This is a genomic window from Pseudomonas batumici (assembly GCF_000820515.1).
Lineage (GTDB): Bacteria > Pseudomonadota > Gammaproteobacteria > Pseudomonadales > Pseudomonadaceae > Aquipseudomonas > Aquipseudomonas batumici.
Genome location: NZ_JXDG01000010.1, coordinates 78,115 through 90,770, shown reverse-complemented (window position 1 = coordinate 90,770; position 12,656 = coordinate 78,115). Strand labels below are relative to the sequence as shown.

13 protein-coding genes are annotated in these 12,656 nt (G+C 63.1%); 7 read left to right on the top strand and 6 right to left on the bottom strand.

Features of this window, described 5'->3' with window-relative positions:
* Positions 1–129: 129 nt before the first annotated feature.
* A complete protein-coding gene (locus UCMB321_RS05230) occupies positions 130–1,020 on the bottom strand; it encodes a LysR family transcriptional regulator (protein ID WP_040064400.1) in 891 nt (296 codons plus the stop codon).
* Positions 1,021–1,129: 109 nt separating this feature from the next.
* Between UCMB321_RS05230 and UCMB321_RS05225 the strand changes: the two genes are divergently transcribed.
* The 5 genes from UCMB321_RS05225 to UCMB321_RS05205 all read left to right on the top strand — a co-directional run bounded on the left by UCMB321_RS05225 (position 1,130) and on the right by UCMB321_RS05205 (position 4,845).
* Positions 1,130–2,350, top strand: a complete 1,221-nt coding sequence (locus UCMB321_RS05225) for an MFS transporter (protein WP_040064399.1) — start codon at positions 1,130–1,132, stop codon at positions 2,348–2,350.
* Positions 2,347–2,745 (top strand): DUF4440 domain-containing protein, encoded by a 399-nt coding sequence (locus tag UCMB321_RS05220; protein ID WP_040064398.1) that lies wholly within the window; start codon positions 2,347–2,349, stop codon positions 2,743–2,745. The genes UCMB321_RS05225 and UCMB321_RS05220 overlap by 4 nt, the downstream gene beginning before the upstream one ends.
* 164 nt (positions 2,746–2,909) lie before the next feature.
* Positions 2,910–3,452, top strand: coding sequence for a hypothetical protein (locus tag UCMB321_RS05215; RefSeq protein ID WP_040064397.1), 543 nt, complete (start codon positions 2,910–2,912; stop codon positions 3,450–3,452).
* A 302-nt stretch (positions 3,453–3,754) separates the two neighbouring features.
* Positions 3,755–4,159, top strand: a complete 405-nt coding sequence (locus UCMB321_RS05210; protein ID WP_040064396.1) for an antitoxin Xre-like helix-turn-helix domain-containing protein — start codon at positions 3,755–3,757, stop codon at positions 4,157–4,159.
* Positions 4,153–4,845 (top strand): RES family NAD+ phosphorylase, encoded by a 693-nt coding sequence (locus UCMB321_RS05205; RefSeq protein WP_040064393.1) that lies wholly within the window; start codon positions 4,153–4,155, stop codon positions 4,843–4,845. Before UCMB321_RS05210 ends, UCMB321_RS05205 begins: the two co-directional genes overlap by 7 nt.
* Before the next feature lie 285 nt (positions 4,846–5,130).
* On the opposite strand, the gene UCMB321_RS05200 is transcribed toward UCMB321_RS05205, so the two are convergent.
* From UCMB321_RS05200 to UCMB321_RS05180, 5 genes are all read right to left on the bottom strand, one after another.
* Complete coding sequence (locus UCMB321_RS05200; protein ID WP_040064391.1) at positions 5,131–5,466, bottom strand: DUF6124 family protein; 336 nt, start codon at positions 5,464–5,466, stop codon at positions 5,131–5,133.
* 232 nt (positions 5,467–5,698) lie between these two features.
* A complete protein-coding gene (locus tag UCMB321_RS05195; RefSeq protein ID WP_040064389.1) occupies positions 5,699–6,559 on the bottom strand; it encodes an efflux RND transporter periplasmic adaptor subunit in 861 nt (286 codons plus the stop codon).
* A gap of 10 nt (positions 6,560–6,569) precedes the next feature.
* A complete protein-coding gene (locus UCMB321_RS05190) occupies positions 6,570–6,770 on the bottom strand; it encodes a DUF1656 domain-containing protein (RefSeq protein WP_040064387.1) in 201 nt (66 codons plus the stop codon).
* Positions 6,760–8,946 carry an FUSC family protein gene (locus tag UCMB321_RS05185; RefSeq protein ID WP_040064385.1) on the bottom strand — a complete coding sequence of 729 codons (2,187 nt, stop codon included), beginning with the start codon at positions 8,944–8,946 and terminating at the stop codon, positions 6,760–6,762. The genes UCMB321_RS05190 and UCMB321_RS05185 overlap by 11 nt, the downstream gene beginning before the upstream one ends.
* A 10-nt stretch (positions 8,947–8,956) precedes the next feature.
* Entirely contained in the window at positions 8,957–10,468 is a 1,512-nt protein-coding gene (locus tag UCMB321_RS05180; protein ID WP_040064384.1) for an efflux transporter outer membrane subunit, read from the bottom strand.
* Between the two features lie 179 nt (positions 10,469–10,647).
* Here UCMB321_RS05180 and UCMB321_RS05175 point away from each other — a divergent pair, with 179 nt between their 5' ends.
* Both UCMB321_RS05175 and UCMB321_RS05170 read left to right on the top strand, forming a co-directional pair.
* Positions 10,648–11,604 carry a LysR family transcriptional regulator gene (locus UCMB321_RS05175; RefSeq protein ID WP_040064382.1) on the top strand — a complete coding sequence of 319 codons (957 nt, stop codon included), beginning with the start codon at positions 10,648–10,650 and terminating at the stop codon, positions 11,602–11,604.
* Between the two features lie 70 nt (positions 11,605–11,674).
* Positions 11,675–12,649 carry a 2-hydroxyacid dehydrogenase gene (locus UCMB321_RS05170; protein WP_040064381.1) on the top strand — a complete coding sequence of 325 codons (975 nt, stop codon included), beginning with the start codon at positions 11,675–11,677 and terminating at the stop codon, positions 12,647–12,649.
* The last annotated feature ends 7 nt before the right edge of the window (positions 12,650–12,656 follow it).

The following is a 12,656-nucleotide window of genomic DNA, read 5'->3' as shown; positions in this document are numbered from 1 at the left end:
GCCGCATCGCAGCGATGAGGCCACTGAGCCTTGCGCTGCTCATGCGGACGCCATCGCCGGCAAGCCGGCTCCCACAGGTTACGCGGTGTTTTCAATATCCCATTTCCCTGACCGACTGGCATTGACCGCTCAAGCATGGTCTTTCATGAAATCGATAAACACCCGGACCTTCAACGGCAGGTGCCGGGTGTCCGGGTACAGCGCGTAAATCCCCTGTTCGGCAAAGCGGTAGTCGTTCAGCAAGCGGCACAGGCGCCCGCTCTCCAGGTCTTCGCGCACCAGCCAATCCGGCAGAATCGCCACGCCCTGCCCCGCCAGGGCAAAACCGCGGAGCACCGAGGAGTTGTCGGCGACGATGCGCGACTGCTCGGCGGCCGGCCGGAAGAAAAACTGTTCACCGCTCTCCACGTGGGTCAGGCCCAGATCCCCCAGGCGCCGATGCACCAGGCTCTGCACCTGCTGCAACGCCGCGAACGTGCGCGGCTCGCCGCCGGGTAGTCCGGCGACAAAACCCGGTGAGGCCACGGCAAAGATCTTGAAGGTGGCGAGCTGCGTCGCCCGGTGATTGGAGTCGGACACCTGGCCGAGGCGGATCGCCACGTCGAAGCGCTCCGAGATCAGGTCGGCATGGGTCGAGGAGGTCGACAGATGCACCTTCAACTCCGGGTGGGTCCGACGAAACAACTCCAGCGCCGGCACCACCTTCGCCAACGCATACTCCACCGTCGTGGTGATCCGCAGCGTGCCGCGCAGTTGCGTATGTTCCGAGCGCGCCTCCTCGATCGCCAGCCGGGCCTGTTCGAGCATGCCCAGGCAGCGGCCATAAAAACGTTCGCCGGCCTCGGTCAGGGCCAGGCGCCGGGTGTTGCGCGTCAACAGGGTGACGCCCAGTTCGGCTTCCAGGCGTTTGAGGGTGAAGCTGACCACGGCCCGGGTCTGCCCCAGCCGCTCGGCGGCGGCGGTCAGGGAACCGGCCTCGACCACGGTCTTGAAGGTCTCGAAACGATCCAGGCTGACCATAGGGCCTCGCGTCCATTGTCAAAATAATTTTGACAAGCTAGCAGTCAAAGCGCGGTTTCCCAAGCATTGCCGGCGACCTAACCTGTCATCTCAATCGATGGAGGCTGCAATGAGTTACCGCGCGAAAGTCGCCCTGGTCTACCTGCTGGGGTTTTCCCTGGACCTGGTGAACATGTTTGTGGCCAATGTCGCCTATCCGGAAATCGGCCATGAACTGCGGGCCACGGTGACGCAACTAGCCTGGGTCGGGAATGCCTATATGCTCGGGCTGACGGCGATCATTCCGCTGAGTGTGTGGTTGGCGGCGGTGCTCGGCGAGCGTCGGCTGATCGCGGCTTCGCTGGCGCTGTTTGCGCTGGCCTCTGTCGGCGTGGCCCAAGCGGGCTCCATCGAGACGCTGATTGGCTGGCGGCTGGTGCAGGGTCTGGGCGGCGGCTTGCTGATCCCGGTCGGACAGGCCATGGCCTACCGCAATTACCCGGTGAGCGAACGCGCCGGGCTGACCTCGCGGATGATGCTCGTAGCTCTGCTGATTCCGGCGTTGTCGCCGGCGCTGGGCGGGCTGATTGTCGATCATGCTTCGTGGCGTTGGATCTTCTACGCCAATGTACCGCTGGCATTGCTGCCGCTGCTATTGACCGGGTTGTGGTTCAAGCCGGACGTGCGCCCGGCCCAGCGGCCAGTGTTCAGTCATCGTGGCCTGTGGAGCGCCGCCCAAGTGGCGCGCATACCGCTGCTGCGCCTGGCGATGCTGGTCTATCTGTGCGTACCCGGGGTGTTTATCGGCACCCAGTTGGTGGCCATTCTCTACCTGCGTGGCCTGGGGGCGAGCGCCGCGCAGACTGGCGCCTTGATGCTGCCCTGGGCACTCGCTTCAGGCGTGGCGATTGTGTTCGGCAAGCGCTATTTCAACCGTATCGGGCCCAAGCCCTTGCTGCTGGCGGGCATGCTGGCCCAGGCGCTGGGCATCCTCTTGCTGGCGCTGATCGTCGATCCCCACGGAGCGCTGCCGATCATCGCCTATGGGCTGATGGGCCTGGGCGGCAGCCTGTGCAGCAGCAGCGCCTACAACTGCGCGTTTCTCGACATTGACCCGCCGCGCATGGGCCAGGCCAGCGCGGTGTGGAATATCAATCGGCAACTAAGCTTTTGCTTCGGTGCGGCGTTGCTGATGGGGCTGCTCGATCTGTTCGGCAGTAACCCGGCCGGGTTTCGCGAGTGTTTCCTGATTGCGGCGGCACTGACGTTGCTGCCGCTGCTGGTCGTGTTCCGCCTCGATACGCCAGCGGTGCTGGCACTGTTAACCCCCAAACAAGGAGAACCCGCATGACGGATAAAGCGCTGTACCTCAACGAAGTGATCGACACCCTCAAGGCCATCGAGCAGTGGTTTGCCGGGACCGCAGCGGACAACGCGCTGGAGCCGTTGCTGGCGCGGTTCTCGGAGGCCTTTTCCATGGTCACGCCCAGTGGCGGGCAATTGGACAAGTCGGGGGTGGGCGAGTTGTTCGCCGGCGCGAGAGGACGCCGCCCGGGTTGTGTGATCACCCTCGGCGAGATTGAAGTGATTGTGCAGTATGAGGCCGGTGCCACCGTTCGTTATCGCGAATGGCAGGCTGATGACACGGGCACGCACACGGATCGGCTATCAACGGCGGTGTTTGAAAAACAGCCGGATGGACGGGTGCTGTGGCGGTATTTGCACGAGACTTTCAAGCAGGCCTGAGATACGGCCTTCAATGTGCTGCTTGTGTGGGAACCGAGCTTGCGCAATGGCGTTAGAACCATCACTCCGCCACCCGGCTCCGTGAAACAGAATGTAATCCTGCGCCTACGCTGAAATTTTCAAAGGCAGGGTAGACTCGCGGCTTGACCGGGACGGAGACCGAAGTGGCCGCCTATTTTCAAGCGCTGGCCATTGGCGGTCAGACTTACGATTTTGCTCACCTTGAGCCCTTCACCTTCACGATTTCAAGCCAGTTGGCCAAGCGTGATTTGCGTGTACATGTCACCTTCTCCAATCACTGTTTTACCCGGAGCTATGATGCGGCAACGCACCCGGCCGCAGAGCCGATCATTCTTGACGGTGCCCGCCGACACCGCACGTTCTGCCCGATCCGTTATCGGCTGTCGAAAAAGCTGCCGGCGATATTCCTCGGACTGAGCCACCCCAAGGCCAAGGTCTGGGAAACCTCGGCCGAGCGTAACTGGTGTTTTTCCATGACCATTGATGACCCGAGCGGGCCTTACCATGTGTTCTTTGAGTTACGCCGAGCAGGCCAGGACAGGCGCCAGTGGCAAGAGTTGAACCTGGTGGTGGAGAGTGCCTATCACGAGGCAGACGGTGGAGGGCCAAGCCTCAAAGGGGCGATGGCCTTTGCGTTACTGTGCGGCAAGATCTACATGCGGCAGCCAACCGCGACCAAACGCTAGGAACAGATACGAAAAAAGGCGCCATAGGCGCCTTCTTCGATTCGGTAAAGCAGATCCGGACACCACTTGCGAACCGCCTTGCGCGGTTACGGCTTTCGCCGCTGGGAAGCGCTCAATCTCATCCGGTCAGTCGCTTCGACGGGTTGATCATATTTGAGCGTGCCGCAGCCGTCAATGAAGAACAGTTGCGATAGATCACAGGACCGCCTGTGGCACTGCAAATCTCGGAAACGCACGAGTTTGACCCACAGACTCAATATTGATATTTTTGAATCTGCAGATCAATTTTCAAGGATAGGGTCATGACCGTCACCTCACCCGCCCAAGGACTGACCAAAGCGCATGGCGTGACGGGTCTGAGGGCGGCCGTTGGGATACTCGAAAAATGGCAGGCCTCGAGTGATCAGGCCTGTCGTATCTTGCGTATTTCCCGCAGCACCTACACCCGTGCCAAACAGCGTGATCCCGATTGGTCCGTTGGCCTGGATGCCGACCAGATACAACGGATCAGCTTCGTTCTGAACATCCACGCGGCCTTGCGCACTGTCTTCGATAATCCCGAGAACGTGTATGGTTTCCCGGCGATGGTCAACGATAACGAGTTTTTCAACGGGCGTGCCCCGCTGGAAGTCATGGCCCAGGGCGACATGATCTCGCTGTACGAGACGTTTCGGCGGATTGACGCGCTGCGGGGTGCTCAATGGTGACAACGCGCAATTTGCCCGTGTTGTCCGGTGAGCGCTTGCAGGCCTATCGATTGGTCAACTCCAAGTTCCCGCCGATTGCGTTGTTCGATGACGTGGCGGACGCTGACGAATTCGAGGTGCTTTACCAGATTCAGGCCCTCACCAATCCGCGGCTGCAGAACGAGCTGGGGCGACTGGAACTGATCCCGCGTGACGAGATCCCCTTCGGTATTCCCGGATGCGCCTACGCGACGGCCCCCTTCACCCACGTCAATCCGGCGGGGTCGCGGTTCAGCGATGGCAGCTTTGGCGTGTTGTACCTGGCCGAGACGCTGGAAACGGCGCTGGCCGAGGTGCGGCATCACCAGAACAGCTACTGGTCGAATGTGCGGGGTCTCAATTACGAGCGCTTTGTTTTCCGGGGTCTTTCCTGCCACTTCATTGATGCGACGATGAAAGATGCCACGCTCATCCCCCTGGCAGACCCCATTTACGATCCGGATGACTACACCCACTCTCACGCGTTGGGCAGGGCGATCAAAGGGGAAAAGTGCCCCGGGCTACGCTACGGCTCCGTACGCCATCCCGGCAATCACTGCTGGGCGCTGATGACCCCACGTCCGGTCTCATCGATCATTCAAACCGCTCATTACGAAATGATCTGGAACGGCACAATTACCAGCGTCAACCAAATCACCGGCGCCTGAACCTTCAGCCAGCAACGCCGCAAAACCTGTAGGAGCTGGCTTGTCGGGACGCCGCATCGCAGCGATGAGGCCCGTGAGACTTGCATCGATCTTGCGGACGCCATCGCCGGCAAGCCAGCTCCCACATTAGATGGGTGTCGCACCGCAAAATATCGCCATGCCCAAAATCCTGTAGGAGCCAGCTTGCTGGCGATGACGGCCGATCAAGCGATGCAAGTCTCACGGACCTCATCGCCAGCAAGCTGGCTCCTACAAGGTTTGTATTTCAACGTTGGGAATCGGTTGTCAGTTCGTGACGGCGTCAGGCTGTTCATCCAGCACCGAATCCACCCAGCGCCGGGCCAGTTCGATCAAATGCACAATCCCCATGGCGACCTGACGGCTGGAACCGGTCTGGTTGTCGGCGTGCTCATAGGCCGTGGCCGCTGCCGATTGCAGGACGGAGTAGGCGTTGACGAGGGCCTCTTCGCGGCTTTTGGAAGGAGGCATCGGGTAAGCGCGGGGCGATTTCGGGCGGTGATGCGGCCCCAGATCGTAGTGCGCGAACGCACGGTCGGCGGCTTGGGGATCGATGGTTTCGGCGCTGGATGTTGCGGATGGATCAGGAGTGATCTTGAACATAGTAGAGAAAGCTCCAAGTGCATGTCTGAGAGCCTAGTTACACGACGAGCTGCTAAACCCGGTCACTGAATTGGCAGTGACGGAATGCAGCCTAGTCGCGCAATCAGGCACAAACAAGCGCCCGGGATTTTTTTAGGAAGTTTCACTCAAGGGAAAGCGAGTTGTCTTGCCTCGAAGCATCTAGCGCTCTTGAGGCCCCTTCGCGGCGGTGCCGCGAAGCTTTTGGCTATCGTCAAGCTCCCGCCGGTTTGACGATCACCGTACAGGTAATCCCCGCCGCCAACAGCACCCCGTCCGGCACCTCATCGATATGAACCCGCACCGGCACCCGCTGGGCCAGGCGCACCCAGTTGAAGGTCGGGTTCACATCGGCAATCAGCTCACGGCTCTCCGGGTTGTCACGGTCATAGATACCCCGCGAGATACTCTCCACATGCCCCTTGAGCACCTGGCCGCTCATCAGTTGCATCTCCGCCGGGTCACCCACCTTCAAATGCGGCAGCTTGGTCTCTTCGAAAAAGCCATACACCCAGAACGAGTTCATATCCACCACCGCCATCTTCGCCTCGCCGATCCGCGCATAGTCACCGCGATGCACATTGAGGTTGGTGACGTACCCGTCCACCGCCGCCCGCACCTGGGTCCGCGCCAGGTTCAGTTGCGCCGCCTCCAGTTGCGCCTGGGCCTGCTGGTAGTCGGCCAGGGCCGCGTCGGCAGTGTTGCTGGCGTCGTCGCGGCTTTCCTTGGAGATCACCATACTGTCCAGGTCGGCGCGGCGATGGGCATTGAGCTTGCGCATTTCCCAAGTGGCCTTGCGCGAGTCCACCAGCGACTGCGCCTGCTTGACCGCGATGCGGTAGTGCTCCGGGTCGATCTGCATCAGCAGGTCGCCCTTCTTCACCACCTGGTTGTCGCGCACCGGCACGTCCACCACTTCACCGGTGACGTCCGCCGCGACGTTGATGATATCGGCGCGTACCCGGCCGTCGCGGGTCCAGGGGGTTTCCATGTACTGGACCCACAACACCCGGCCGATCCAGATCGCCAGGGCCAGGACCAGCAAGGTGGCGATCAGGCTGAAAAGCTTTTTCATCAGGTCGTTCTCAACGGTAGACAGTGAGCGCCAAGGCGCCGAACAAGCAGCAGAACAGGCTCAGGCGCAGCAGCGCCGGGTGCCAGAAGAAGCGGTACAGGTCATGGCTGGCGATAAAGCGGTCCAGCGCCCAGCCCAGCCCCGCCGCGATCAGGAACATCAGGGTCATGGTCGGCATATAGACGCCGTGGAAAGCGATTTCACGGGGCATGGGAGAGTCTCAGGTCGGCCAGCGGGGATTGCGGGTCCAGCAACGAGGTGCGGATAAAGTGCAGGTAGCTCTGCACCCGGCGCAGGGCCGAGGTGTCGAAGTGCCGGGCAAAGGGTTCGTCGGTGGCCTGGACCCGGCTGATGGCCTGGTCCACCGCCACCAGTGCGCGCTCCAGGTTGCTCGCATTGGGCTGGATGAACAGGCGTACCAGCGCCCGGCCCATGACCCGGATCGACTGGCGCCACGGCTGCGACTCGGCATAGGCCGGGTGCACCGGCAAAATCGCCTGTTCCTTGCGCAGCTCGATGATGGCGTGGCCGACTTCCAGCACCACGAACATCCAGCGCAGCAGTTGGCTCTGCACTTTCGGCTGCCCGGCGGCCAGGCCATAGGCCTGGTGCAACAGGTCGCGGGTGCCGCTTTCGAAGGTCGACCCCAGGCCCTTGAGCTTGCCGCTGATGGCGAACACCACCTGCTCGCGCAAGTCCTGTTCCAGCCGTCGCCACAGCCAGCGGCTGTTGGGTGGCAGGATGATCGCCCCCGCCGCCGCGCACACCAGCATGCCGATAAGCATGCCGATGTAGTCGTTGATAAAGGTGTAGGGGTTGTAGACCGTCAGGTTGTCCGGCACTGAACCGATGCTGAAGAAGATCAGCAGACCCAAGCCAACCCCGACATAACGCGGACGCGAGGCGAGAAAGGCGCCGAACACGATCACCGGGGCGAGCATCAGGGCCAGCAGCGGGAAACCGTCGATCCAGGGAAACACGAAGAACATCTCGACAAAGCCGATCACGCCGCCGAGCAGGGTGCCGCAGGCCATCTGGAAGGCCATGCGCTTGGGATTCGGCGTGGCGGCGGCGAGGCCCACGGTGGCGGCGGAGACCAGGGTCATGGTCACCCCGCTCGGCCAGGCGGTCGCCACCCAGTAGCCGCCGAGCACGATCAGGATGAACGCGGCACGGATACCGGACGCCGAGGCGGCGAGCCAGTTGGTTTTCGGTACGAAGGGCTCGTCCCACTGTTCACGCTCGTGGCGGTGATCGGCCAGGGATGCGTGGGTCAAGGCATAGCTGTGCAGTTCTTCGACAAATCGGTAGAGCAGTTCGAAGGCGGTATGAAAATCCAGCTGGTCGGCCTCATCCGGATCGCTCTCCTGGAAGCGCGCGCGCAAGTCGCGGACCCGCTCGGGCAAACGCTGCTTGTAATCCGCCAACTGGGCGGCCAGGCGCCCTGCATCGGCGTCGGTCAGCGCCCGTCCGGCAAAACCGTCGAGCAGTTCGGCCACGACCAGGATGCCCGGCTCGATGGCCGTGATCACCGCCACTCGGTCAGCTACAGGGCTCTGGCTGCGCAGGCGTTCAAGCAGTTGATGCAGTGCGTTGAAGCGGGTGGTCAGGGCCATGAACTCGCTGTTCAGCCGGTTCAGACGCCCATTGCGCCGACGCATATGCGGGTCTTCGAACACGGTGACGCTGCGCAAACTTTCAAGGCCCACCGCCTGGGCGATGAAACCGAGGTTGGCGGTTTCGAACGCCGCGCTGGCATGCGGGCCACGCAAGCCGCTGCCGACAAAGCCGGCAAACACCCCGAAGCGCTGGTAGAGCGCGTTGCGCATGGCCGCACTGGAACTCTGCGGGAGGATCGCGGCACTGACAAAGGTCGAGCAGACGATCCCCAGGGAGATTTCCAGCACCCGCCACACCGCCGCCATGAAGGCGCCTTCCGGATGCGCCAGGGCCGGCAGCCCGACCATGGCGGCGGTGTAGCCGGCGAGCACGAAACCGTAGGCGCGAAAGTTGCGGTTGCGTTGCGCACCGGCCGAGCAGACGCCGACCCAGATCGCCAGCGCACCGAGGAACAGTTCGGTGTACTGGGCGAACAGGGCGATCAGCGCGACCATCACCGCAGAACCGGCCAAGGTGCCGAGGAAACGGTAGAAGCTCTTGGCGAACACATGGCCGCTCTGCGGCTGCATGACGATGAACACGGTGATCATCGCGGTGCGCGGCTGCGGCAACTCCAGGCGCATGGCCAGCCACAGGGTGAGGAAGGCGGCGGCCAGAACCTTGAAGATATAGATCCAGGTCACGCCGTCGCTACGGGCCCAGTCGAAGAAGCCGCGACGCCATTCCAGGGAGTACAGCCAGCGCACCGGGGCGGGCAAGGGAGTCATGACGCGGTTCTCAGTGATCGAAGGCGGCCAGCACGGCTGGAGGTTTGTTCGCGACGGTGCGGCTCTCGGCCGGCACGTCGTTGCCCGCACCCAGGCCGCCGCCCAGTTCGGTGACCAGTTCGGCATGGGCACTCAGCCGCGCAGCCTGGACCTGCTGTTCGACCTGCTGCTGGTGGAACAGCAGGGTCTGGGCATTGAGCACATTGAGGTAGTCGGTCAGGCCGCGCTGGTAGGCGATCATCGCGATATCGTAGGTTTTCTGCGCCGAGGCCACGGACTCGGCGGCAAACACCTGCTGTTTGTCCAGGGACTCGCGGCGGATCAACTGGTCGGAAATGCCCTTGAGGGCGTTGACCAGGGTCTGGTTGTATTTCGCCACGGCGATGTCATAGCCCGCCGCCGCTTCGCCCAGTTCGGCACGCAGGCGACCGCCGTCGAAGATCGGCAGGGAAACCGCCGGGCCGACGCCGTAGTTGAATTTCTTGCCGGCGAGAAACCCCAGCAGGCTGCCGCCGGTGGCCATATAACCGAGGTTGCCGACCAGGTCGACGTTGGGATAGAAGCCGGCGTGGGCGACATCGATGCCGCGGGCCTGGGCCGCCACTTGCCAGCGGCTGGCGACCACGTCCGGACGCTGGCCGAGCAGTTGCGCGGGCAGTGCCGAGGGCAGTTTCAAGGTCGTGTGCAGGGACAGCGACGGCCGTTGCAGGTGCGCGCCCTCCCCCGGCCCGACGCCCGCCAGGGCCGCCAACTGGTTGCGGCTCAGGGCGATCTCCTCGTCCAACGTGTCGATCTGGCGATGGGTTTCCGGCAGCGGCGTTTCGGCCTGGCTGACTTCGAACTGGGTGCCGAGGCCACCGTTCAGGCGTTTTTGCGCCAGGTCGAGAATCTGCATCTGCTGCTTGAGGGTGGCTTCGACGATATCGCGCTGGGCGTAGTGCAAGGACAGCTGGATATAGGCGCGCACGATGCTGTTCTGCAATTCGAGCCGGGCCTGGCGCGCTTCGGCGACGCTCATGTGGGCGAGGTCCACGGCCCGTTCGCTGGCATTGCTTTCGCGGCCCCAGAGGTCGAGGGAATAGCTCAGGCCCAGCGCGGCGTTGTTGTCCCAGGTGGTGGTACCGGCCAGCTCGCCGGGACCGTAGAACTGGTCCTTGCCCCAGTTGTGCCGTTTGAGCGCAGCGTCGCCCTTGATCTGCACGGATTCGGCCGACTCGGCCAGCCCCGCCAGGGCCCGGGCCTGACGCACGCGGGCGGCGGCCATGGCCAGGCTCGGGCTGCCCTGCACGGCGCGGTCGATCCACTGGTCGAGCTGGCGGTCGCCATAGGCCTGCCACCACTGGGCGACCGGCCAGTGCGCATCGCGCTCGGCGCTGCGGATCGCTTCGTCGGTGAGCAGGGTGTTGGCGGCGAGGGTCTGGCCCTGTGGGGCAATACCTCCGGTTCCGATGCAGCCGCTGAGGGTCAAGGATAAAGCCCAAACACTGAGAGTCTTCAGCTCTCTGCTGATGCGACGCGGCACTGCTGCGAATTCCTGAGGTGGGGAGAAACCGGTGGCGGCTATTCTAGGAGGCAGCCCGCAGGGCGATAAGAGGGCGTTTCTGTGAATCTTTGTTACCGTTAACGCGATAATCCCATGGTCGAATGCCCCTCACCCTGTTACTTCGTGTCACAATTTGCCGTCACTCCAGAGAGCCTTCCATGGACACTTTGCAAAACATGCGCGCCTTCAGTTGCGTGGCCGAAGCCGGTAGCTTCACCGCCGCCGCCGTGCAACTGGATACCACGACGGCCAACGTCTCGCGCGCGGTCTCGGCTCTTGAGGCCCACCTGCAAACCCGCCTGCTCAACCGCACCACCCGGCGCATCGCCCTGACCGAGGCCGGCAAGCGCTACCTGCTGCGCTGCGAGCAGATCCTGGCCTATGTCGAGGAAGCCGAAGCCGAGGCCAGCGACGCCCATGCGCGCCCAGCCGGGCAGTTGAAAGTGCATTCCATGACCGGGGTCGGCCAGCATTTCGTCATCGATGCCATCGCCCGCTACCGCAAGACCCACCCCGACGTGACCTTCGACCTGACCCTGGCCAACCGGGTGCCGGACCTGCTCGACGAGGGTTACGACGTGTCCATCGTGCTCGCCAGCGAGTTGCCGGACTCGGGCTTTGTCTCGCAGCGCCTGGGGATCACCTACAGCATCGTCTGTGCCTCGCCGGCCTACGTCAAAGCCAACGGCACTGCGCAGCGGCCCAGCGACCTGCTCAACCATGCCTGCCTGCGCCTGGTGAGCCCGGTGATCGCGCTGGACCGCTGGGCCTTCGACGGCCCGGACGGGCAGGAAGTGGTGAACATCGCCACCTCGCCATTCCTGGTCAATTCCGCCGATGCGATGAAGGCGGCGATCATCAGCGGCATGGGGGTCGGGGTGTTGCCGGTGTATGCGGCCATCGAGGGCCTGCGCAACGGCAGCCTGGTGCGAATGATGCCCAGCTACCGTTCGCAGGAGCTGAACGTGTACGCGATCTACCCGTCGCGCCAGTACCTGGATGCGAAGATCAAGACCTGGGTCGAGTACCTGCGCGGTACCTTGCCGGAAATTCTTGCGGCGCATCAGGCCGAGTTGGCGGCGTATGAATTGAAAAGCGTGCGTATCGCCAACTAAGAATCCGCCGCACAAATCCGGCGAAAAATGATAGCGTGCTTGGTATTCCCGCCGTTCGATGAGCCCTGCGATGAAAAAAACCGTACTTGCCTTCAGCCGCGTCACCCCTGCCATGGTCGAGCACCTGCGCCAGGATTTCGAGGTGATCGTCCCGGATCCCAAGCACGGTGATCTCAATGCCCAGTTCAACGAAGCCCTGCCCCATGCCCACGGGCTGATCGGCGTCGGCCGCAAGCTCGGGCGCGCCCAGCTGGAAAATGCCAGCAAGCTCGAAGTGGTCTCCAGCGTCTCGGTCGGCTACGACAATTACGACCTGGCCTATTTCAACGAACGCGGGATCATGCTCACCAACACCCCGGACGTGCTCACCGAAAGCACCGCCGACCTGGGCTTCGCCCTGCTGATGAGCAGCGCCCGCCGGGTCGCCGAGCTGGACGCCTGGACCAAGGCCGGACAGTGGCAGGCCACCGTCAGCCCGGCCCTGTTCGGCGGCGATGTCCATGGCAAGACCCTGGGTATCGTCGGCATGGGCAATATCGGCGCGGCCGTGGCTCGTCGTGGCCATCTCGGTTTCAATATGCCGATTCTCTACAGCGGCAACAGCCGCAAGCCGGAACTCGAACAGCAACTCGGCGCGCAGTTCCGCAGCCTCGACGCCCTGCTCGCCGAGGCCGACTTCGTGGTGCTGGTGGTGCCCTTGAGCGACAAGACCCGCCACCTGATCAGCCGGCGCGAGCTGGGCCTGATGAAGCCGGACGCGATCCTGGTGAACATCTCCCGCGGCCCGGTGGTCGACGAGCCGGCGCTGATCCAGGCCCTGCAAGACGGCACGATTCGCGGTGCCGGGCTCGACGTCTACGAGAAGGAACCCCTGGCCGAATCGCCGTTGTTCCAACTGAAGAACGCGGTGACCCTGCCGCATATCGGCTCGGCCACCCACGAAACCCGCGAAGCCATGGCCAACCGGGCGCTGGCCAACTTGCGCAGCGCCTTGCTCGGCGAGCGCCCGCGCGACCTGGTCAATCCCCAGGCCTGGAAAGGCTGAGCGACCA

What these genes read in the sequence shown, in the direction of transcription:
- UCMB321_RS05230 (WP_040064400.1), bottom strand. Translation starts at nt 1,020, where the DNA reads ATGGTCAGCCTGGATCGTTTCGAGACCTTCAAGACCGTGGTCGAGGCC.
- UCMB321_RS05225 (WP_040064399.1), top strand. Translation starts at nt 1,130, where the DNA reads ATGAGTTACCGCGCGAAAGTCGCCCTGGTCTACCTGCTGGGGTTTTCC.
- UCMB321_RS05220 (WP_040064398.1), top strand. Translation starts at nt 2,347, where the DNA reads ATGACGGATAAAGCGCTGTACCTCAACGAAGTGATCGACACCCTCAAG.
- UCMB321_RS05210 (WP_040064396.1), top strand. Translation starts at nt 3,755, where the DNA reads ATGACCGTCACCTCACCCGCCCAAGGACTGACCAAAGCGCATGGCGTG.
- UCMB321_RS05205 (WP_040064393.1), top strand. Translation starts at nt 4,153, where the DNA reads ATGGTGACAACGCGCAATTTGCCCGTGTTGTCCGGTGAGCGCTTGCAG.
- UCMB321_RS05200 (WP_040064391.1), bottom strand. Translation starts at nt 5,466, where the DNA reads ATGTTCAAGATCACTCCTGATCCATCCGCAACATCCAGCGCCGAAACC.
- UCMB321_RS05195 (WP_040064389.1), bottom strand. Translation starts at nt 6,559, where the DNA reads ATGAAAAAGCTTTTCAGCCTGATCGCCACCTTGCTGGTCCTGGCCCTG.
- UCMB321_RS05190 (WP_040064387.1), bottom strand. Translation starts at nt 6,770, where the DNA reads ATGCCCCGTGAAATCGCTTTCCACGGCGTCTATATGCCGACCATGACC.
- UCMB321_RS05185 (WP_040064385.1), bottom strand. Translation starts at nt 8,946, where the DNA reads ATGACTCCCTTGCCCGCCCCGGTGCGCTGGCTGTACTCCCTGGAATGG.
- UCMB321_RS05175 (WP_040064382.1), top strand. Translation starts at nt 10,648, where the DNA reads ATGGACACTTTGCAAAACATGCGCGCCTTCAGTTGCGTGGCCGAAGCC.
- UCMB321_RS05170 (WP_040064381.1), top strand. Translation starts at nt 11,675, where the DNA reads ATGAAAAAAACCGTACTTGCCTTCAGCCGCGTCACCCCTGCCATGGTC.